This is a genomic window from Ancylobacter novellus DSM 506, from assembly GCF_000092925.1.
In the GTDB taxonomy this organism is placed as follows: Bacteria; Pseudomonadota; Alphaproteobacteria; order Rhizobiales; family Xanthobacteraceae; genus Ancylobacter; species Ancylobacter novellus.
Genome location: NC_014217.1, coordinates 4043070 through 4060623 on the forward strand (window position 1 = coordinate 4043070; position 17554 = coordinate 4060623).

Sequence of the window (17554 nt, forward strand, 5' to 3'; positions counted from 1 at the left end):
CGAGGTGCGCGCCCATCTCGTCATCCTCGCTTTTTCCTGTGTCCTGACCGGCGGAGCGGCCCTCGCTTCCGCGGCGCCGCCGCGCGTGCTGTTCCCGCAGGCCGCGCTGGAGCCCATCGGTTTCGACACGCTGCCCGGCTGGGAGCAGGACGACCATGCCGGTGCGCTGGTCGCCTTCCGCCGGAGCTGCGGGCGCATCCACGCCAAGCCCGATCTCGTCGATCCGCCGCGCCCGGTCTTCACCGCGCTGCGGCACGTCTGCGCGCAGGCGGCACACCTGCCACGCAAGCCGTCCGACGCCGCGGCCCGGCACTTCTTCGAGAAGGAATTCCGCCCTTTCCGCATCGCCGCGATCGACCAGCCGGCAGGCTTCCTCACCGGCTATTACGAGCCGGAGGTGGAGGGATCGCTGACGCGCTCGGCGGAATTCAGCATCCCGCTCTACCGCCGCCCGCCCGACCTCATCCTCGGCCCGCCGCCCAAGGATGGCCCGCCGGTGAACAAGGGGCCGGCCTATCGCCGGGTCGACGGCAAGCTCGTGCCCTATTACGACCGGCCCGCCATCGAGGACGGCGCGCTGAAGGACAAGGGGCTGGAGGTCGCCTGGATCCGCGACCCGGCCGACGCCTTCTTCGCCCATATACAGGGCTCGCTCAGGGTGCGGCTGCCGGACGGCCATGTGCTGCGGCTCAATTATGACGGCCATAACGGCCAGCCCTACACGCCCATCGGCCGCCTGCTCATCGATCGCGGCCTGGTGCCGCGCGAGAAGATGTCGATGGACGCGATCCGCGCCTATATCGAGGCTCATCCCGAGGAAGGGCGCGAGCTGATGCGGCAGAACAAATCCTACATCTTCTTCCGCGTCGCCCATGAGCTGAAGGGCGACGACGGCGCTGTGGGTGCGCAGGGCCTGCCGCTCGCCGCCGGCCGCTCCATCGCCGTGGACAAGGCGATCCATGTCTATGGCACGCCCTTCTTCATCGCCGCCGACCTGCCGACCGGCGAGGCGGGGGCGATCGAGCCCTTCGGGCGGCTGATGATCGCGCAGGATACGGGCTCGGCCATCGTCGGGCCGGCGCGGGCCGACATTTTCTTCGGTGCCGGCAAGGAGGCCGGCGCGGTGGCGGGCCGCATCCAGCATCCCGGCGCCTTCGCCGTGCTGCTGCCGCGGGCACTCGATCCCTCGCGCCGGCATGTGCCGCTGCCGAAGCCGCGCCCGGCTGTTCCCGCCACCATGTCGGAAACGCCATGAGCGCCGACGGCACCGGCCGGCCACGGCGCCGGCGCCCCCTCCATCCGGAGGAGAAGGCGCTGTGGGAGCACGTCACCCGCTCCATCGCGCCGATGCGCCCGGCGCCGAAGCTGGCGCTGCCCGCCGAGCCGCCGGCAGAGATTGCGGAGGCGGCAGAGAAGTCCCGGCCCAAGCGTCGGATCGCCGAAGCCGCCGCCCCGGCACCGAAAGCCCCGCCCGGTCCGCCGCCGCTCGCGCCGCTGGAGCCGAAGCTGCGGCGAAAGCTCTCGCGCGGCGCCGAGGTCGACGCCCGGCTCGACCTGCACGGCATGACCCAGGCTGCCGCCCACGGCCGGCTGATCGGCTTCCTGCGCGGCGCGCAGGGCGAGGGCCATTCGCTGGTGCTGGTGATCACGGGCAAGGGCGGCGAGGGCACGACGATATTGGCCGGCGAGGGCGGGCGCGGCGTGCTGCGCCGCCTCGTGCCGCAATGGCTCGCCGCGCCGGAGATGCGGGCGCTTGTGGTCGGCTTCCAGACCGCCGCGCGCGGCCATGGCGGCGAGGGCGCGCTCTATGTGCGGATAAGGCGCGTCAGGGAGTTCCGGCGATGACCCCGTTCGGCCGCCGCATGCGCGAGATGCGCGCCGAGCGCGGGGTGACGCTGAGCCAGATGGCCGAGGGCATCGGCGTCTCCGCCGCCTATCTCTCGGCGCTGGAGCACGGCAAGCGCGGCCAGCCGACCTTCCTCATGCTCCAGCGCATCACGGCCTATTTCAACGTCATCTGGGACGAGGCGGAAGCGCTGCGCATGCTGGCGGAGATCTCCGACCCGCGCGTGGTCGTCGACACGTCGGGCCTCTCACCCGAGGCGACCGAGCTCGCCAACCTGCTCGCCCGCGAGATCGCCACCCTGCCGCCGGAAGCCGTGGCCGAGCTGCTCGGCCGGCTCAAGATTCTCGGCCGGCCGGGATAGGCCGGTTTCACGTGAAACCGGTCCCGCTATGCCTCAGAGGATATAGCGGCTTAGGTCGGTATTGCCGGCCAGATCCGCCACGCGCTCGCGCACATAGGCGCCGTCGATGACGATGGTCTCGCCCGAGCGGTCCGGCGCGTTGAAGGACAGATCATCCAGCACCCGCTCGATCACCGTCTGCAGCCGCCGCGCGCCGATATTCTCGACGCTGGCATTCACCTGCACGGCGATGTCGGCGATCGCCTCCACCGCATCCTCGGTGATGGAGAGCTCGACGCCTTCCGTGCCCATCAGCGCTACCGACTGCTTGACCAGGCTCGCCTCGGTCTCGGTGAGGATGCGCTTGAAGTCCTCGCGGGTCAGCGCCTCCAGCTCGACGCGGATCGGCAGGCGGCCCTGTAATTCGGGCAGCAGGTCGGACGGCTTCGACACATGGAAGGCGCCCGAGGCGATGAACAGGATATGGTCGGTCTTCACCGGCCCGTGCTTGGTCGAGACCGTCGTGCCCTCGATCAGCGGCAGCAGGTCGCGCTGCACGCCCTCGCGCGACACGTCGGCGCCGCCGCGGCGGTCGCTGCCGGCGATCTTGTCGATCTCGTCGAGGAAGACGATGCCGTTCTCCTCCACCGCGCGGATCGCCTCCTGCACGATGGCGTCCTGGTCGATGAGCTTGTCGGCCTCTTCCGACATCAGCAGCGGGTGGGCGTCCTTCACCGTGACGCGGCGCGGCTTGGAGCGGCCGCCAAAGGCCTTGCCGAGCATGTCGCCGATCGAGATCGCGCCCATCTGCGCACCCGGCATGCCGGGGATCTCGAACATCGGCATGCCCTGGCCGCCGCTGCTCGCCACCTCGATCTCGACCTCCTTGTCGTCGAGCAGCCCGTCGCGCAGCTTCTTGCGGAAGCTCTCGCGGGTCCCCGCCGAGGCGGTGGTGCCGACCAGCGCGTCGAGCACGCGTTCCTCGGCGGCGAGATGTGCCTTGGCTTCGACGCCCTTGCGCCGCACCTCGCGCACGAGGCCGATGCCGACCTCGACGAGGTCGCGCACGATCTGCTCGACGTCGCGCCCGACATAGCCGACCTCGGTGAACTTGGTCGCCTCCACCTTGAGGAAGGGCGCGCCGGCGAGCCGGGCGAGGCGACGGGAGATCTCGGTCTTGCCGACGCCCGTCGGGCCGATCATCAGGATGTTCTTCGGCAGCACCTCCTCGCGCAGCTGACCCTCCAGCTGCTGGCGCCGCCAGCGGTTGCGCAGGGCGATGGCGACCGCGCGCTTGGCCTTGTGCTGGCCGACGATGAAGCGGTCGAGCTCGGAGACGATTTCGCGGGGGGAGAAGCTGGTCATTGAGCGGAGATCCTTGCGGCACGTCTCATCAGGAGCACGCGGCCGAACGGCGTAGAACGGTGGTCGAGGGCGCCGAATCCGGCCTTCTCATAGGCCCGGATGGCGCGCGAATTGGTCGGGTCGGGATCGGTGACGACATGGGAGGCGCCGGCCTGCCCGCATCGCTCGACGAAGCGCGCGATGAAGGCGGAGCCATGGCCCTGCCCGAGCAGCTCCGGCTCGCCGATGAACTGGTCGATGCCGAGCGTGCCCGGCGGCTGGTCGCGATAGGGGTGGCCGTCCTCCGCATGCGGATCGTAGCTCTGGATGTAACCGGCCTCACGCCCGTCGATCAGCACGAGATAGGGCTGCACCCAGGGCTCGGCCATCGCCTGCGCCACCTCGGCCATCGCCTCCTCCGCCGGATTCCACCACTGCGCGACATGCGGCTTCCCGAACCAGCGCGCCAGCAGCGGGAAATCCGCCTGCGCCAGCGGCCGGAAGCCGTAGGTCGCGCCGGTCTCAGGCCGCATCGATGGTCTCGATGGTGAGCTGGCCGTTGGTGTAGATGCAGATGTCGGCGGCGATGCCCAGGCTCTTGCGCACGATCGCCTCCGGGTCCTGCCCGCTATCGGCGAGCGCACGCGCCGCCGCCAGCGCGAAGCCGCCGCCCGAGCCTATGGCGGTGATGCCATTCTCCGGCTCCAGCACGTCGCCGGTGCCGGTGAGCACGAGGGTGATGTTCTTGTCCGCCACGATCATCATCGCTTCCAGCCGCCGCAGATAGCGGTCCGTGCGCCAGTCCTTGGCGAGCTCGACCGCGGCGCGCTGCAGCTGGCCGGGATACTGCTCGAGCTTGGCTTCCAGCCGCTCGAACAAAGTGAAGGCGTCGGCCGTGGCGCCGGCGAAGCCGCCGATCACGTCGCCCTTGCCGAGGCGCCGCACCTTGCGGGCATTGGCCTTCATCACCGTATTGCCGAGCGTCACCTGCCCGTCGCCGCCGATGGCGACGCGCGAACCGGAGCGGACGGAGACGATGGTGGTGCCGTAGATCGTGTCGGGGGCGTGGTTCATTCAGGACTCGGGATGCAGGACGCTGGATGCAGGCTGGGGTCGAGAGCCTTACTTAAGTCGTCCCCGCTTCAGCGCAACTCGGCGGCGGGTTCTGCGCCCGTCGCAGGCTCCGCCAGCTTCAGCCCCGGCAGGATGCCCGCGAGCACGATGACGCCGCCGGCGATGAGGAAGATATCCGCCGGCAGGAACACCAGCAGCCCCGTCATCAGCCCGGCGAGGAACACCGAGAGCGCCACTCCGGCATTGGCGATGCCGAGCGCCCAGCCGCGTTCGCTCGCGTCGACCGAGGAGGAGATGGCGGCGAGCAGCGTGATGAAGGCGAGGATGTTGCTGGCGGTCGAAAGGAGCCCGACCGCGACCTGCCCCCAGGCCGGCAGCGGCAGCCCGCTGATGATGAGGAACATGCCGCAGAGCGCGAGGCCCAGCAGGGCGGTCGGCTTGTCGCTGCCGAGCCGGGCCCGGACGAATTTGAAGCCGATGGCGGAGGAGAAGGCGCAGCCTATGCCCATCACCATGGAAAACAGGCCGAGCTCGGCGGTGGTGAAGCCGTAGGAGCGCTGCATCTCGATGAGGATGAAGGTGTAGTAGATCAGGAAGCCGAACTGGAACAGGAAGAAGGACAGCGCCGGCACGATGATCGCCGGCCGGTCCTTGACCCGGGCAAGCAGGACGAAGGGCTGCTTCCAGTCGAGGCTCAGCGCCCGGCGCGCCTCGTCCTTGGCGAAATGCGCGCGGCTCAGCAGCGCGAGGGTGAGAAGGCACAGCACCAGCGCCACGCCGAGCGGGAGGCGGAAGTCCCAATGGCCGAGCACGCCGCCGATCGCCGGCCCCGCCACCATGCCGATGGTGTTGACCAGCACAACCTGCGCCATGGCGGCGCTGCGCTGGTCCTCCGGCGCGGCATCGACCACCGAGGCCTGGGCGATGGGCGCGGTGCCGGCCATCTGGCCGGAGGAGAGCCGGCCGAGGAAGAACAGCCAGAGATGGCCGATCTCCAGCGCCAGCCACATCAGCGCATAGCTTCCCGCCAGTCCCGCCATGCAGATCATCAGCGTCTTCTTGCGGCCGAGCGCGTCGGAGAGGTCGCCGAGCAGCGAGGCGCCGAAGAACATGCCGATGGGAAACAGCGCGAAGGCCAGCGACAGCAGCGTGTCGCGCGTCGCCGGCGCATAGCCCGCCACGATCGATCCGTTCTCGAACAGGGCGACCAGCAGCGGGTACATCAGCCCGAAGGAGAAGATGTCGATGAAGACGGCAAGGAAGAGCGGGGCGCGGGCGCGCAGCGTGGCCATGTCCATCGAGAGGCTCCGGGGGGCGAGGCGGGAATGATGCGGGTATTCGGCACGATGCGCCAGCGCGATACCGCATCGTCAAGCCCGGCGGGCGTAGATGACGCGCATATGGCATCGCAACAGCATAGCTGCTAAGACGCCGGCTCTTCCGGGAGCCCGAAGCTATGCGCACGGCCAGCATCACCCGCGCCACCAAGGAAACGCAGATCCGCCTCGCCGTCGACCTCGACGGCACGGGGAAGGCGAAGATCGCGACCGGGGTCGGCTTCTTCGACCACATGCTGGACCTGCTCGCCCGCCATTCGCGCATCGACATGGAGATCGAAGCGACGGGCGACCTGCACATCGACTTCCACCACACGGTGGAGGATGTCGGCATCGCGCTCGGCCAGGCGGTGCGGCAGGCGCTCGGCGACATGCGCGGCATCACCCGCTATGCCAGCCTGCATCTGCCGATGGACGAGACGCTGACCCGCGTCGCGCTCGACATCTCCGGTCGGCCCTTCCTGGTCTTCCGCACCGAGTTCCCGGCGGCGAAGATCGGCGAGTTCGACACCGAGCTGGTGCGCGAGTTCTTCCAGGGCTTCGCGATCAATGCCGGGCTGACGCTGCATGTCGAGACTCTGTATGGCGTCAACGCACACCATATAGCGGAGAGCTGCTTCAAGGGCCTCGCCCGTGCACTGCGCGCGGCGGTGGCGATCGACCCGGCGGCGGCGGGGGAGATCCCCTCCACCAAGGGCAGCCTTGGTGGCTGATCTCATTGGCTGAGACGGAAGGCTGAGACGAATATGGCGGTGTGGACGGTCTTCGAGCCCGAGGCGGCGGACGAGGCGCGCACGACCCGCGACTGGGCGGACGGCTTCGCCTTCGTGCCCGAGCGCCTGTCGTGGAGCGCGCTGCCGCTGGCGCCGCTGGTGCTGCTGTTCCACCGTCTGTGGCTGGCCTTCATCGTCTATGCCCTCGTGCAGGTGGCGGTGGTCGCTGCCATCTTCTTGCTCGACCTCGACGGCGACGCTTTCGCGCTGCTTCTCGTCGCCAACATAATGGTGGCGGTGGAGCTTCCCGGCCTGCGCCGCGCCAAGCTGGTCGCGCGCGGCTATGAGGAGGTCGGCACCGTCGCCGCACCGAAACTGGAAGGCGCCGAGCAGCGCTATTTCGAGGCGCGGCTGGGCACGTTCACGCCCGTGGCGCCCGTGCCAGCGTCTCCCCGCGCTTACGCCCCGGCCCGGCCGGCGGAAAGCGGCGTGCTCGGCCTGTTCCCGGAGGCGAGCCGATGATCCCGCCCGCCCCCGTCGCCCTGATCGACTACGGCTCCGGCAATCTGCACTCGGCTGGCAAGGCGCTGGAGCGGGCCGCGCGCGAGAGCGGCACCAACAAGACGGTCCTCGTCACTGCCGACCCGGAAGTGGTGCGCCTCGCCGACCGCGTGGTGCTGCCCGGCGTCGGCGCCTATGCCGACTGCCGGCGCGGGCTCGATGCCGTTCCCGGCATGGTCGAGGCGCTGACCGAGGTGGTGCGCGAGCGTGGCCGGCCCTTCCTCGGCATCTGCGTCGGCCTTCAGCTGATGGCGACGCGCGGGCTGGAGCACGGTGTCACCGGTGGCCTCGGCTGGATCGAGGGTGATGTCACCAAAATCGTCACCAGTGACTCCGCGCTGAAGATCCCCCATATGGGCTGGAATTCGCTCGACGTCGTGCGCCCGCACCCGATCCTGGAGGGCATTCCGACGGGTCCGGAAGGGCTGGACGCCTATTTCGTCCACTCCTACCACCTCGCGGCCGCCAACCCCGCCGACGTCGTGGCAACTAGCGACTACGGCGGCAAGGTCACCGCTGTCGTCGGCCGCGACAACATCGCCGGCACCCAGTTCCATCCCGAGAAGAGCCAGCGCCTCGGCCTCGCCCTCCTCGCCAATTTCCTGAAATGGACGCCGTGATCCTCTTTCCCGCCATCGATCTCAAGGACGGCAAGTGCGTGCGCCTCGTGCAGGGCGACATGGCGCGCGCCACCGTGTTCAACCACGATCCCGCGCAGCAGGCCGCGCAGTTCGAGCATGACGGCTTCCGCTATCTGCACATCGTCGACCTCGACGGCGCCTTCGCCGGCAAGCCGGTCAACGCCCATGCCGTTGAGCGCATTCTCGAATCCGTCGCCATGCCGGTGCAGCTCGGCGGGGGCATACGCGACCTCGCGGGCGTCGAGGCGTGGCTTACGAAGGGCATCACCCGCGTCATCCTCGGCACCGCCGCGGTGCGCGATCCGGCCTTCGTGAAGGAGGCGGCGCGCCGCTTTCCGGGCCGTGTGGCGGTGGGCATCGACGCACGCGACGGCCGCGTCGCGGTGGAGGGCTGGGCGGAGACCTCGGACCTCGAGGCCGCCGAGCTCGCCCGGCGCTTCGAGGATGCCGGCGTCGCCGCCATCATCTACACCGACATCGCCCGCGACGGCCTGCTCAAGGGGCTGAACCTCGACGCCACCATCGCGCTGGCCGACGCCATCACCATCCCCGTCATCGCCTCCGGCGGCCTCGCCTCCCTCGACGACGTGAAGGCGCTGCTGGAGCCACGCGCAAGCAAGCTCGAAGGTGCCATCACCGGCCGCGCGCTCTATGATGGCCGGCTCGACCCGCACGCCGCACTGGCGCTCGTCGCCGGATTGCCGGCATGAATCGCTCAACAACCGGCGGGGATTCCATGCTCAAGGTGCGCGTCATCCCCTGCCTCGACGTGAAGGACGGCCGCGTCGTCAAGGGCGTGAAGTTCGTCGATCTGCGTGACGCCGGTGACCCGGTCGAGGCCGCCAAGGCCTATGACGCCGCGGGCGCCGACGAGCTCTGCTTCCTCGACATCACCGCCAGTCACGAGGCGCGCGGTACGCTGATCGACGTGGTCAGCCGCACCGCCGAGCAGTGCTTCATGCCGCTGACCGTCGGCGGGGGCGTGCGCACGGTGGAGGACATCCGCGCGCTGCTCAATGCCGGTGCCGACAAGGTGTCGATCAACACCGCCGCGGTGAATCGGCGCGAGTTCGTGCGCGAGGCGGCTACGAAGTTCGGCGAGCAGTGCATCGTCGTCGCCATCGACGCCAAGAAGGTCTCGGAGCCGGGTGAACCCGACCGCTGGGAGATCTTCACCCATGGCGGACGCAACCGCACCGGCATCGATGCCATTGAATATGCTAAGGAAGTCGTCGCGCTCGGGGCCGGCGAGATCCTTTTGACCTCCATGGACCGCGACGGCACCGGCGAGGGCTTCGACCTCGCCTTGACCCGCGCCATCTCCGATGCCGTGCCGGTGCCGGTCATCGCTTCGGGCGGGGTCGGCACGCTCGATCACCTGGTCGACGGCATCCGCGACGGCCATGCCTCGGCCGTGCTCGCCGCCTCGATCTTCCATTTCGGTACCTTCACCATCGGTGCCGCCAAGCAGCGCCTCGCCGAAGCCGGGCTTCCGGTGCGCCTCGGCGGTGGTGACCAATAAGGTGACATTCATGGCCGCACCGGTGACATCAAGGGTGACACTCGACGACCTCGCCGCGCTCGTCGCCCGCCGCGCGGCCGGGGAGGGCGAGGCCTCCTATACGCGCACGCTGATCGCCAAGGGCGTCGCCAAATGCGCCCAGAAACTCGGCGAGGAGGCGGTCGAGACCGCGCTCGCGGCGGTTGGCACCGATACCAAAGCGGTCGTTTCCGAGACCGCCGATCTTCTCTACCATCTGGTCGTGCTGCTTCAGGCGCGCGGCGTTTCCCTGGAAGACGTCTATGCGGAACTGGGCCGCCGGACGCGTCAGTCCGGCCTCGAGGAGAAGGCTTCCCGTTCGAAGGAATGAGGAAGCGGTGCCGCGCCCGGCCGATGCCCTCGGCCGGCACTGTATCGAAGCCGGTTCCCGTGTGGTATACAGTCGACCAACGCCCGGCGGCTTGAATGTCCGGGCGAGCCGGGAAACGCATCTATGGACCTGAAGCTCGACGAAGCCGGGCGGCTATCGCCGTTCCGCAACTTCTCCCGTTCGGAATGGGCCGGCCTTCGCGCCGATACGCCCCAGCCCCTGCAGCCGGACGAGATCCAGCGCCTGCAGGGCCTCAACGACCGCCTGTCGATCCATGAGATCGAGGACATCTACCTGCCGCTCTCGCGCCTGCTTTCCATGTATGTCGGGTCGGCGCAGAAGCTGTTCCGGGCCATGCAGAAATTCCTCGGGCCCGAGGAGAACGGCAAGATGCCCTACATCATCGGTGTCGGCGGCTCGGTGGCGGTGGGCAAGTCCACCACCTCGCGCGTGCTGCAGGCGCTGCTGGGGCGCTGGCCGAACACCCCGAAGGTCGCGCTGGTCACGACCGACGGCTTCCTGCTGCCCAACGCGGTGCTGGAACGCGAAGGGCTGATGGGCCGCAAGGGCTTTCCCGAGAGCTACGACCTGCCGGCGCTGCTGCTCTTCCTGCACGACATCAAGGCCGGGCGGCGGCCGGTGCGCGGGCCGGTCTACAGCCATTTCGACTACGACGTGATGCCGAACGCCTCGGTCGAGGTCGACCAGCCGGACATCCTCATCGTCGAGGGGCTGAACGTGCTGCAGACCGGCCGGCCGCCCAAGGACGGCAAGGCCATCCCCTTCGTCTCCGACTTCTTCGACTTCAAGATCTACATCGACGCCGACGAGGCGATCCTGGAGCGCTGGTATGTCGAGCGCTTCATGCGGCTGCGCGATTCAGCCTTCCGCGACCCGAAGGCCTATTTCCACCGCTATTCCAGCCTCTCCGACGAGGAAGCCGACGCCACGGCGCGCTCGATCTGGCGCTCGATCAACCTCGTCAATCTGCGCGAGAACATCCTGCCGACGCGCCAGCGCGCCGACCTTATCCTGCGCAAGGGCGGCGACCATGAGGTCGAGGCGGTTTCGCTGAGGAAGCTGTGATGCCCTTCGTCGTCATCCCGGCCGAAGGCGAAGCCGTGGAGCCGGGATCGCTCTCCAATCGGGTCGCGATCCCGCATCGGCCTTCGGCCGTCCGGGATGACGGGTGAGAGAATGACCGCCGCCGTCGAGATCGTTCCCGGCTGCCTCTACTGGCCCGGCTGGCTCGACCGGCCGGCGCAGGAGGCGCTGGCGGAGGAGCTCCGGCAGGTGCTCGCTGGCGCGCCGCTGTTCACCCCGCGCATGCCGCGCACCGGCAAGCCCTTCTCGGTGCGCATGTCGAATTGCGGGCCGCTCGGCTGGGTCTCGGACGAGACCGGCTACCGCTATCAGCCGACCCATCCCGAGACCGGCAAGCCCTGGCCGCCCATGCCGGACATGCTTCTAAAAGCATGGGACGCGCTCGCCGGCTCGCCGCTCCAGCCCGAGGCCTGCCTCATCAACTGGTACGCGCCCGGCACGCGCATGGGGCTGCATCAGGACCGCGACGAGGAGGAATTCGCCGCGCCCGTCCTCTCGCTGTCGCTGGGCGATACCGCGCTGTTCCGCGTCGGCGGCACCTCGCGAAAGGACCCGACGCGTTCCATCCGCCTCGCCTCGGGCGACGCGCTGCTGCTCTCCGGCCCGGCGCGGCTCGCCTTTCACGGCATAGACCGCATCCTGCCGGACACTTCGACGCTGCTGAAGCAGTCCGGCCGCATCAATCTGACGTTACGCCGGGTACATCCGGGCGCGACGAGCGAAATTCCGCCTTGTTGAACCCGCAGAAAAGGCCAAGTTGCGCTGCTGAGCCATCGTCGGCTCCCAGAATGTGAAGGATTGCGAATGCGCCTTGTTGTCCGCGTTGCCGCCCTGGTTCTTCCGCTGCTTGCCCTCAGCGTTCCCGCTGGCGCGCAGGCTGTCTTCCCCAATCAGGGTACGATCGGCCTCGTGCCGCCCGAAGGCATGAGCGAGATCCCCAACGTGCCGGGCTTCCAGGACCGCGCCACCAAGGCCTCGATCCTGGTGCTGGAGATGCCGCAGCCGGCGTTCCAGGAGATCACCAGCCATTTCGCGCCGGCGGAACTGAAGAAGCAGAACGTCACGGTGGAGGAGCGCCGCGACGTCGAGCTCGCCGACGGGGTCAAGGCGGTGCTGCTCAAGGGCTACCAGTCCATTCCCAACGCCGGCACGACGCTGAAGAAGTGGATCCTGATCGCCGGCGGCAAGCAGCAGACCGGCATGATCACGGTGCAGTTCCCGGAGGAGGCCTCCGCCCGCTATCCCGACAAGGCGGTCGAGGCGGCGCTGAAGACCGTGGTGTTCCGTGCCCCGCCCAGCAATGAGGAGCTGATGGCGCGGCTGCCCTTCACCTTCGACGACATGGAAGGCTTCAAGGTGTTCAAGGTGCTCGGCGGCAGCGCCGTGCTGCTGACCAAGGGCGATGCCGAGCCCGATCCCTCCACCCAGCCCTTCTTCATCGTCGCCGCCGGGCCGGGCGAGGTGCGCGAGGAGGAGCGCGAGAGCGTCGCCAAGCGGGCGATCTCCAGCGTGCCGGGCGTCAAGGAGCTGCGGGTGGAGCGTGGCGGCCCGCTGCGCATTGGCGGCCAGCCCGGCTATGAGCTGATCGCCAATGCGCTCGACGCCAAGTCCGGCAAGCCGGTGAAGGTGGCGCAGTGGCTGCGCTTCGGCCGCACCGCCAATCTGCGTATGGTGGGTGTGGCGCCGGCCGCGAGCTTCGACGCCGATTTCGGCGCCATGCGCGGCCTGCGCGACGGCATCGAGCTGCGCTGAGGATCACCACCGCTCGGCATTCCTCTTCCCTCATCCCCAGGCTTGACCCGGGGACCCAGCCTATCCGCCGACGCACGGCGTGGCCCCTGGGTGGCCGGGTCAAGCCCGGCCATGAGGGCAGAAATGGTGGAAGACGCGAGCAGAACCGAACTGCGCTGAAGATCAGTCCTCGGCTGCCGAGCCACCCTCGGCCGTCATCCCCGGGCTTGGCCCGGAGATCCACGACTTCCTTAGGCACCAAAGACGTGGATGGCCGGGACAAGCCCGGCCATGACGTTCAGTTGGTAGGCAGGACCTGTGTAGGCAGGACCTGTGTAGGTAGGACCTGCCCTCACCCCTCGGCGGCGGGGGTCTCGGCCGGGGCCGCCTTCGGGCCGCCCTTGGAGACGCCGACCAGCGCCGGGCGCAGCACGCGCTCGCCGATCTTGTAGCCGGGCTGGATCACCTGCACGACCGTGCCCGAGGGCAGCTCGGTGTTCGGCACCTCGAACATCGCCTGATGCAGGTTCGGGTCGAACTTGGCGCCTTCCGCCTCGATGCGGGCGACGCCGTGCTTGGCGAGCGTCTGGGTCAGCGCGCGGGCGGTGATGTCGATGCCGTCGAGCACCGTCTTCAGCGGCCCTTCCGCCTTCTCGCGCGCCTCGGCATCGACGGCGCCGAGCGCCCGCTCGAAATCGTCGGCCACGGTGAGGATGTCGCGGGCGAAGCCGGTGATGCCGTAGACCTTGGCGTCGGCGACCTCGCGCTCGGCGCGGCGGCGCACATTGTCGGCCTCGGCGAAGGCTCGCAGGAACTTGTCCTTGAGCGTGGCGATCTCGCCTTCCAGCCGATCCTTCTCGGCGGTGAAATGGGCGGCAAGGTCGTCGGTCGCCGCGAGCGCGTCGTTCTCGGCGGCACGCGCCTCGTCCGCCACATCAGGCTGGTCCGCCGGCTTGCGGTTCTCGTCGCTCATAAGCACCTCGTCGGGAGAATGGATTTGCCCGCACACTTTTTCGTGCGGACGCCCGCCATATCGGGTCGGATGGTTGAAAAATCAAGCCGCGTCGATGCCCGGACCGGCCAGGACGCGGCTCACCACGCGGGCGGTGAAGTCGACCATCGGCACGATGCGGGCATAGTTGAGCCGCGTCGGCCCGATGACGCCGAGCACGCCGACCACCCGGCCCTGCCCGTCGCGATAGGGCGCGACGATGGTGGAGGAGCCCGACAGCGAGAACAGCTTGTTCTCCGAGCCGATGAAGATGCGCAGCCCCTGCGCGTCCTCGGCGCGGCCGAGCAGGTCGACCACCTCCTGCTTGGCTTCGAGGTCGTCGAACAGCAGGCGCACGCGCTCGAGGTCCTCGATGGCCTTGAGGTCGTGCAGCAGCCGGGTCTGGCCGCGCACGATGAGCCGCCGGTCGGCCTTGTCGCCGCCGGACCAGCTGGCAAGGCCGGTCTCGACCACGCGGGCGGTGACCTCGTCCAGCTCGGCGCGGCGGGCGGCGAGCGTGCGCTCCACCTCGGCGCGCAATTCGGCGATGGTGCGCCCGCGGGTGAGCGCGCTGAGGAAATTGGTCGCCTCCACCAGCGCCGAAGCCGGGAGGCCCGGCGGCAGCGGCACCAGCCGGTTCTCCACCTCGCCATCCTCGGAGACGAGGATGAGCAAGGCGCGGCTCGGGTCGAGCGGCACGAATTCGATGTGCTTGAGCCGCACGTCGGTCTTGCCGGCGGTGACGACGCCGGCGCCGCGCGACAGGCCCGACAGCAGGTTCGAGGCCTCCGCCAGCACGCCTTCCACCGTCTGGGCGCGGGCGGCGGCGCGCACCTGCGTCTCGATCGAGTTGCGCTCGTCCTCCGAGACGTCGCCGATCTCCAGCAGCGCGTCGACGAAGAAGCGCAGCCCCCGCTCGGTCGGCAGCCGACCGGCGCTGGTGTGCGGCGCGAAGATCAGCCCGGCCGCCTCCAGGTCCGCCATGACGTTGCGCACCGAGGCCGGGGAAAGCGTCATGGGGATCAGGCGAGAAATATTCCGGGACCCCGCCGGCTCGCCGGTGGCGAGATAGGTCTCGACGATCTGGCGGAAGATCTCGCGCGAGCGCTCGTCGAGCCGCGCGAGCTGCGGGGCGGTGGCGGAGAGCAGCGGATCGAAGGGCATCACCATATCTGTGCGTTCACGCGCCTATTCCGTTCGTGACCCCGCTATATTTCGGCATTCGGCCGGCGCATTCAAGCAACCGTCGGCAACCGCGCCCGGCCGGCCGATTGCGCCGGGGCGGCGGCGCCCTTACAAGGGCCGGCCATCAAGGTTTCAGGAGAGTTCCGCATGCGCCCTTCCCGCCGCCAGCCCGACGAGATGCGGGCCGTCAGCTTCGAGCGCGGCGTGCTGCGCCATGCCGAGGGCTCGTGCCTGGTCAAGTTCGGCGAGACGCATGTGCTCGTCGCCGCCACGCTGGAAGAGCGCCTGCCGCCCTGGCTGAAGGGGCAGGGGCGCGGCTGGGTCACGGCGGAATACGGCATGCTGCCGCGCGCCACCCATGAGCGCACCCGCCGCGAGGTCACCGCCGGCAAGCCCTCCGGCCGCACCCACGAGATCCAGCGCCTGATCGGCCGCTCGCTGCGCACCGTGGTGGACCTGGAGAAGCTCGGCGAGCGCCAGATCACCGTCGACTGCGACGTCATCCAGGCCGATGGCGGCACCCGCACCGCCTCCATCACCGGCGCCTGGATCGCCCTGCACGACTGCCTGAGCTGGATGAAAACGCGGGGAATGCTGGCAACGATTCCCCTTCGCGACCACATCGCCGCCGTCTCCTGCGGCATCGTCGACGGCGAGCCGCGGCTCGACCTCGACTATGTGGAGGATTCCTCGGCCCATACCGACGTCAACTTCGTCATGACCGGCACCGGCGGCTTCGTCGAGATCCAGGGCACGGCGGAGAAGACGCCGTTCACCGAGGACGAGTTCGGCGCCATGCTCGGCCTTGCCCGCAAGGGCGTCGCCAAGCTGGTCGACCTGCAGAAGCTGGCGGTGTCATGAGCGCCGCCGAGCCGCACCGCCGCCTGGAAGGCCGCATCGTCATCGCCACGCATAACCCCGGCAAGCTGGAGGAGATGCGCGGCCTGCTGGCCCCCTATGGCGTCGACGCGGTCTCGGCCGGCGAGCTCGGCCTGCCGGAGCCGGAGGAGACCGGCCTCACCTTCGCCGAGAACGCCCGCATCAAGGCGGTCTCGGCCGCCAAGGCCTCCGGCCTGCCGGCCTTCGCCGACGATTCCGGGCTGTGCGTCGAGGCGCTGGGCGGTGCGCCGGGATTGCTCACCGCGCGCTGGGCCGGGCCGGAGAAGGACTTCATGGCGGCGATGACGCGGGTCGAGACCGAGCTGCGCGCGGCCGGCGCCGAGCTGCCGGACCTGCGCCGCGCCTATTTCATCTCCGCGCTCTGCCTCGCCTGGCCAGACGGCCATGCCGAGGATTTCGAGGGCGTGGTCGAGGGCACGCTGGTCTGGCCGCCGCGCGGCCCGGCCGGCTTCGGCTACGACCCCATGTTCCAGCCGGACGGCTATGAGCGCACCTTCGGCGAGATGACCGGCGCGGAGAAGCACGGCCTGCCGCCGCTCGGCCGCGGCCTGTCGCACCGCGCCCGCGCCTTCATCGCGCTGGCGACGGCCTCCCTCGGGGCGAATTTTGACTGAAGTCGACCATAGGCGGCCTCTCGCGCCGCCGCCTCCGGTGGATCCCGGCTTCGGCGTCTATGTCCACTGGCCGTTCTGCAAGGCCAAGTGCCCCTATTGCGACTTCAACAGCCACGTCCGCCATTCCCCGCCAGACCAGGCGCGCTTCCTCAAAGCCTTCAGGGCCGAGATCGCCCATACGCGCGAGCGCATCGGCCAGCGGCGGACGCAGAGCGTGTTCTTCGGCGGCGGCACGCCCTCGCTGATGGAGCCGGCAACGGTCGGCGCCATACTCGACGCCATCAATGAAGCCTGGCCGCTCGACGCCCGCGCCGAGGTGACGCTGGAGGCCAACCCGACCAGCGTCGAGGCCGGCCGTTTCCGCGGCTACCGCGCCGCCGGGGTCAACCGCGTCTCGCTCGGCGTGCAGGCGCTGGACGACGCCTCGCTGAAGGCGCTCGGCCGCATGCACACGGCGCAGGAGGCGCTCGGCGCGGTGGCGGTGGCGCGCGCGGCCTTCGAGCGGGTGTCCTTTGACCTGATCTATGCCCGGCCCGACCAGAAGCCGGAAGCCTGGGCGGCCGAGCTGAAGCGCGCCATCGAGGAGGGCTGCGAGCACCTGTCGCTCTACCAGCTCACCATCGAGGACGGCACGCCCTTCGCCGCGCTGCACCGCGCCGGCAAGCTGATCGTGCCGGAGGACGAGGTCGCCCGCGCGCTGTGGGACGTGACGCAGGAGACGACGCGCGAGGCCGGCCTGCCGTCCTACGAGGTCTCCAACCACGCCCGCCCGGGCGCGGAGAGCCGGCACAATCTGCTCTACTGGCGCTATGGCGAATATGCCGGCCTCGGGCCGGGCGCGCATGGCCGGCTCGACACGCCGGAGGGGCGCGTCGCCACGTCCACCGAGCGCGGCCCGGAGGACTGGGTCGCGCGGGTCGAGCACGCCGGCCATGGCGTGATCGTCGACGAGAGGCTGACCCGCGCCGAGCAGGCCGACGAATATCTGCTGATGGGCCTGCGTCTTGCCGAAGGCATCGACCGCGCCCGCTTCGCTCGCCTCGCCGGGCACGATCTCGACGCCGGCCGGGTGGCGACGCTCATCGAGGACGCCATGATCGAGGAACTGCCCGGCGAGCGCCTGCGCGCCACCGCGCTCGGCCTGCCGGTGCTGGACGCCATCGTGGCCGATCTGGCGGCGTGAGGTTCTCTCGTTTCTACCTGCTCCCGAAGACCGTCATCCTGAGGTGCCCGGCGTCAGCCGGGCCTCGAAGTATGCTCATCCAGGCACACCTAGGTGACCATCCTTCGAGGCTCGCTGCG

21 protein-coding genes are annotated in these 17554 nt (G+C 69.5%); 15 read left to right on the plus strand and 6 right to left on the minus strand.

All coding sequences use genetic code 11. The features are described from left to right. Window positions 1-4 precede the first annotated feature (4 nt). Genes mltA through SNOV_RS19005 form a run of 3 tightly spaced genes read left to right on the plus strand, consistent with a single transcriptional unit; the run spans window position 5 to window position 2207 of the window. Entirely contained in the window at window positions 5-1255 is a 1251-nt protein-coding gene (gene mltA / locus SNOV_RS18995; RefSeq protein ID WP_013168590.1) for a murein transglycosylase A, read from the plus strand. Next, complete coding sequence (locus SNOV_RS19000; RefSeq protein WP_013168591.1) at window positions 1252-1845, plus strand: Smr/MutS family protein; 594 nt, start codon at window positions 1252-1254, stop codon at window positions 1843-1845. The genes mltA and SNOV_RS19000 overlap by 4 nt, the downstream gene beginning before the upstream one ends. Further along, entirely contained in the window at window positions 1842-2207 is a 366-nt protein-coding gene (locus tag SNOV_RS19005) for a helix-turn-helix domain-containing protein (protein ID WP_013168592.1), read from the plus strand. Before SNOV_RS19000 ends, SNOV_RS19005 begins: the two co-directional genes overlap by 4 nt. 33 nt (window positions 2208-2240) lie before the next feature. On the opposite strand, the gene hslU is transcribed toward SNOV_RS19005, so the two are convergent. From hslU to SNOV_RS19025, 4 genes are all read right to left on the minus strand, one after another. After that, window positions 2241-3551: an ATP-dependent protease ATPase subunit HslU gene (gene hslU, locus SNOV_RS19010; protein ID WP_013168593.1), complete on the minus strand. Its 1311-nt coding sequence runs from the start codon at window positions 3549-3551 to the stop codon at window positions 2241-2243. Next, window positions 3548-4063 carry a GNAT family N-acetyltransferase gene (locus tag SNOV_RS19015; protein WP_013168594.1) on the minus strand — a complete coding sequence of 172 codons (516 nt, stop codon included), beginning with the start codon at window positions 4061-4063 and terminating at the stop codon, window positions 3548-3550. The genes hslU and SNOV_RS19015 overlap by 4 nt, the downstream gene beginning before the upstream one ends. Continuing rightward, the gene (gene hslV, locus SNOV_RS19020) at window positions 4053-4604 is read right to left on the minus strand and encodes an ATP-dependent protease subunit HslV (RefSeq protein WP_013168595.1); all 552 of its coding nucleotides are present in this window, start codon (window positions 4602-4604) and stop codon (window positions 4053-4055) included. The genes SNOV_RS19015 and hslV overlap by 11 nt, the downstream gene beginning before the upstream one ends. A gap of 68 nt (window positions 4605-4672) precedes the next feature. Next, window positions 4673-5902: an MFS transporter gene (locus tag SNOV_RS19025; RefSeq protein WP_013168596.1), complete on the minus strand. Its 1230-nt coding sequence runs from the start codon at window positions 5900-5902 to the stop codon at window positions 4673-4675. Between the two features lie 158 nt (window positions 5903-6060). Between SNOV_RS19025 and hisB the strand changes: the two genes are divergently transcribed. From hisB to SNOV_RS19070, 9 genes are all read left to right on the plus strand, one after another. Then, complete coding sequence (gene hisB / locus SNOV_RS19030; RefSeq protein WP_013168597.1) at window positions 6061-6654, plus strand: imidazoleglycerol-phosphate dehydratase HisB; 594 nt, start codon at window positions 6061-6063, stop codon at window positions 6652-6654. A gap of 33 nt (window positions 6655-6687) precedes the next feature. Continuing rightward, window positions 6688-7176 (plus strand): DUF2628 domain-containing protein, encoded by a 489-nt coding sequence (locus tag SNOV_RS19035; RefSeq protein ID WP_013168598.1) that lies wholly within the window; start codon window positions 6688-6690, stop codon window positions 7174-7176. Continuing rightward, on the plus strand, window positions 7173-7835 hold the full coding sequence (gene hisH / locus SNOV_RS19040; RefSeq protein WP_013168599.1) for an imidazole glycerol phosphate synthase subunit HisH: 663 nt from the start codon (window positions 7173-7175) through the stop codon (window positions 7833-7835). Before SNOV_RS19035 ends, hisH begins: the two co-directional genes overlap by 4 nt. Then, window positions 7823-8566, plus strand: coding sequence for a 1-(5-phosphoribosyl)-5-[(5-phosphoribosylamino)methylideneamino]imidazole-4-carboxamide isomerase (gene hisA, locus SNOV_RS19045; protein WP_013168600.1), 744 nt, complete (start codon window positions 7823-7825; stop codon window positions 8564-8566). Before hisH ends, hisA begins: the two co-directional genes overlap by 13 nt. Before the next feature lie 26 nt (window positions 8567-8592). After that, the gene (gene hisF, locus SNOV_RS19050; protein ID WP_013168601.1) at window positions 8593-9378 is read left to right on the plus strand and encodes an imidazole glycerol phosphate synthase subunit HisF; all 786 of its coding nucleotides are present in this window, start codon (window positions 8593-8595) and stop codon (window positions 9376-9378) included. Between the two features lie 10 nt (window positions 9379-9388). Further along, window positions 9389-9727 carry a phosphoribosyl-ATP diphosphatase gene (locus tag SNOV_RS19055; RefSeq protein WP_013168602.1) on the plus strand — a complete coding sequence of 113 codons (339 nt, stop codon included), beginning with the start codon at window positions 9389-9391 and terminating at the stop codon, window positions 9725-9727. 123 nt (window positions 9728-9850) lie between these two features. After that, window positions 9851-10813, plus strand: a complete 963-nt coding sequence (gene coaA / locus SNOV_RS19060) for a type I pantothenate kinase (RefSeq protein ID WP_013168603.1) — start codon at window positions 9851-9853, stop codon at window positions 10811-10813. A 111-nt stretch (window positions 10814-10924) separates the two neighbouring features. Beyond that, window positions 10925-11569, plus strand: a complete 645-nt coding sequence (locus tag SNOV_RS19065; RefSeq protein ID WP_013168605.1) for an alpha-ketoglutarate-dependent dioxygenase AlkB family protein — start codon at window positions 10925-10927, stop codon at window positions 11567-11569. 66 nt (window positions 11570-11635) lie between these two features. After that, window positions 11636-12583: a hypothetical protein gene (locus SNOV_RS19070; protein ID WP_013168606.1), complete on the plus strand. Its 948-nt coding sequence runs from the start codon at window positions 11636-11638 to the stop codon at window positions 12581-12583. Between the two features lie 331 nt (window positions 12584-12914). Here the strand turns inward: SNOV_RS19070 and grpE are convergent, their stop codons facing one another. Further along, entirely contained in the window at window positions 12915-13535 is a 621-nt protein-coding gene (grpE, locus tag SNOV_RS19075; protein WP_013168607.1) for a nucleotide exchange factor GrpE, read from the minus strand. Between the two features lie 81 nt (window positions 13536-13616). Then, entirely contained in the window at window positions 13617-14720 is a 1104-nt protein-coding gene (gene hrcA, locus SNOV_RS19080) for a heat-inducible transcriptional repressor HrcA (RefSeq protein ID WP_417872118.1), read from the minus strand. A gap of 165 nt (window positions 14721-14885) precedes the next feature. On the opposite strand from hrcA, the gene rph reads away from it, so the two are divergent. Genes rph through hemW form a run of 3 tightly spaced genes read left to right on the plus strand, consistent with a single transcriptional unit; the run spans window position 14886 to window position 17435 of the window. Further along, window positions 14886-15599, plus strand: a complete 714-nt coding sequence (gene rph / locus SNOV_RS19085) for a ribonuclease PH (RefSeq protein ID WP_013168609.1) — start codon at window positions 14886-14888, stop codon at window positions 15597-15599. Continuing rightward, window positions 15596-16252: a non-canonical purine NTP pyrophosphatase gene (locus tag SNOV_RS19090; RefSeq protein WP_013168610.1), complete on the plus strand. Its 657-nt coding sequence runs from the start codon at window positions 15596-15598 to the stop codon at window positions 16250-16252. Before rph ends, SNOV_RS19090 begins: the two co-directional genes overlap by 4 nt. Before the next feature lie 37 nt (window positions 16253-16289). Further along, entirely contained in the window at window positions 16290-17435 is a 1146-nt protein-coding gene (hemW, locus tag SNOV_RS19095; protein WP_013168611.1) for a radical SAM family heme chaperone HemW, read from the plus strand. The last annotated feature ends 119 nt before the right edge of the window (window positions 17436-17554 follow it).

Bases quoted from the DNA above. Each gene is read 5' to 3' on its own strand.
- hisA (WP_013168600.1), top strand. From the start codon at position 7,823: ATGGACGCCGTGATCCTCTTTCCCGCCATCGATCTCAAGGACGGCAAG.
- SNOV_RS19035 (WP_013168598.1), top strand. From the start codon at position 6,688: ATGGCGGTGTGGACGGTCTTCGAGCCCGAGGCGGCGGACGAGGCGCGC.
- hisH (WP_013168599.1), top strand. From the start codon at position 7,173: ATGATCCCGCCCGCCCCCGTCGCCCTGATCGACTACGGCTCCGGCAAT.
- SNOV_RS19025 (WP_013168596.1), bottom strand. From the start codon at position 5,902: ATGGACATGGCCACGCTGCGCGCCCGCGCCCCGCTCTTCCTTGCCGTC.
- coaA (WP_013168603.1), top strand. From the start codon at position 9,851: ATGGACCTGAAGCTCGACGAAGCCGGGCGGCTATCGCCGTTCCGCAAC.
- hisB (WP_013168597.1), top strand. From the start codon at position 6,061: ATGCGCACGGCCAGCATCACCCGCGCCACCAAGGAAACGCAGATCCGC.
- SNOV_RS19070 (WP_013168606.1), top strand. From the start codon at position 11,636: ATGCGCCTTGTTGTCCGCGTTGCCGCCCTGGTTCTTCCGCTGCTTGCC.
- rph (WP_013168609.1), top strand. From the start codon at position 14,886: ATGCGCCCTTCCCGCCGCCAGCCCGACGAGATGCGGGCCGTCAGCTTC.
- SNOV_RS19015 (WP_013168594.1), bottom strand. From the start codon at position 4,063: ATGCGGCCTGAGACCGGCGCGACCTACGGCTTCCGGCCGCTGGCGCAG.
- hisF (WP_013168601.1), top strand. From the start codon at position 8,593: ATGCTCAAGGTGCGCGTCATCCCCTGCCTCGACGTGAAGGACGGCCGC.
- SNOV_RS19005 (WP_013168592.1), top strand. From the start codon at position 1,842: ATGACCCCGTTCGGCCGCCGCATGCGCGAGATGCGCGCCGAGCGCGGG.
- SNOV_RS19090 (WP_013168610.1), top strand. From the start codon at position 15,596: ATGAGCGCCGCCGAGCCGCACCGCCGCCTGGAAGGCCGCATCGTCATC.
- hslV (WP_013168595.1), bottom strand. From the start codon at position 4,604: ATGAACCACGCCCCCGACACGATCTACGGCACCACCATCGTCTCCGTC.
- SNOV_RS19055 (WP_013168602.1), top strand. From the start codon at position 9,389: ATGGCCGCACCGGTGACATCAAGGGTGACACTCGACGACCTCGCCGCG.
- hslU (WP_013168593.1), bottom strand. From the start codon at position 3,551: ATGACCAGCTTCTCCCCCCGCGAAATCGTCTCCGAGCTCGACCGCTTC.
- SNOV_RS19065 (WP_013168605.1), top strand. From the start codon at position 10,925: ATGACCGCCGCCGTCGAGATCGTTCCCGGCTGCCTCTACTGGCCCGGC.
- grpE (WP_013168607.1), bottom strand. From the start codon at position 13,535: ATGAGCGACGAGAACCGCAAGCCGGCGGACCAGCCTGATGTGGCGGAC.
- SNOV_RS19000 (WP_013168591.1), top strand. From the start codon at position 1,252: ATGAGCGCCGACGGCACCGGCCGGCCACGGCGCCGGCGCCCCCTCCAT.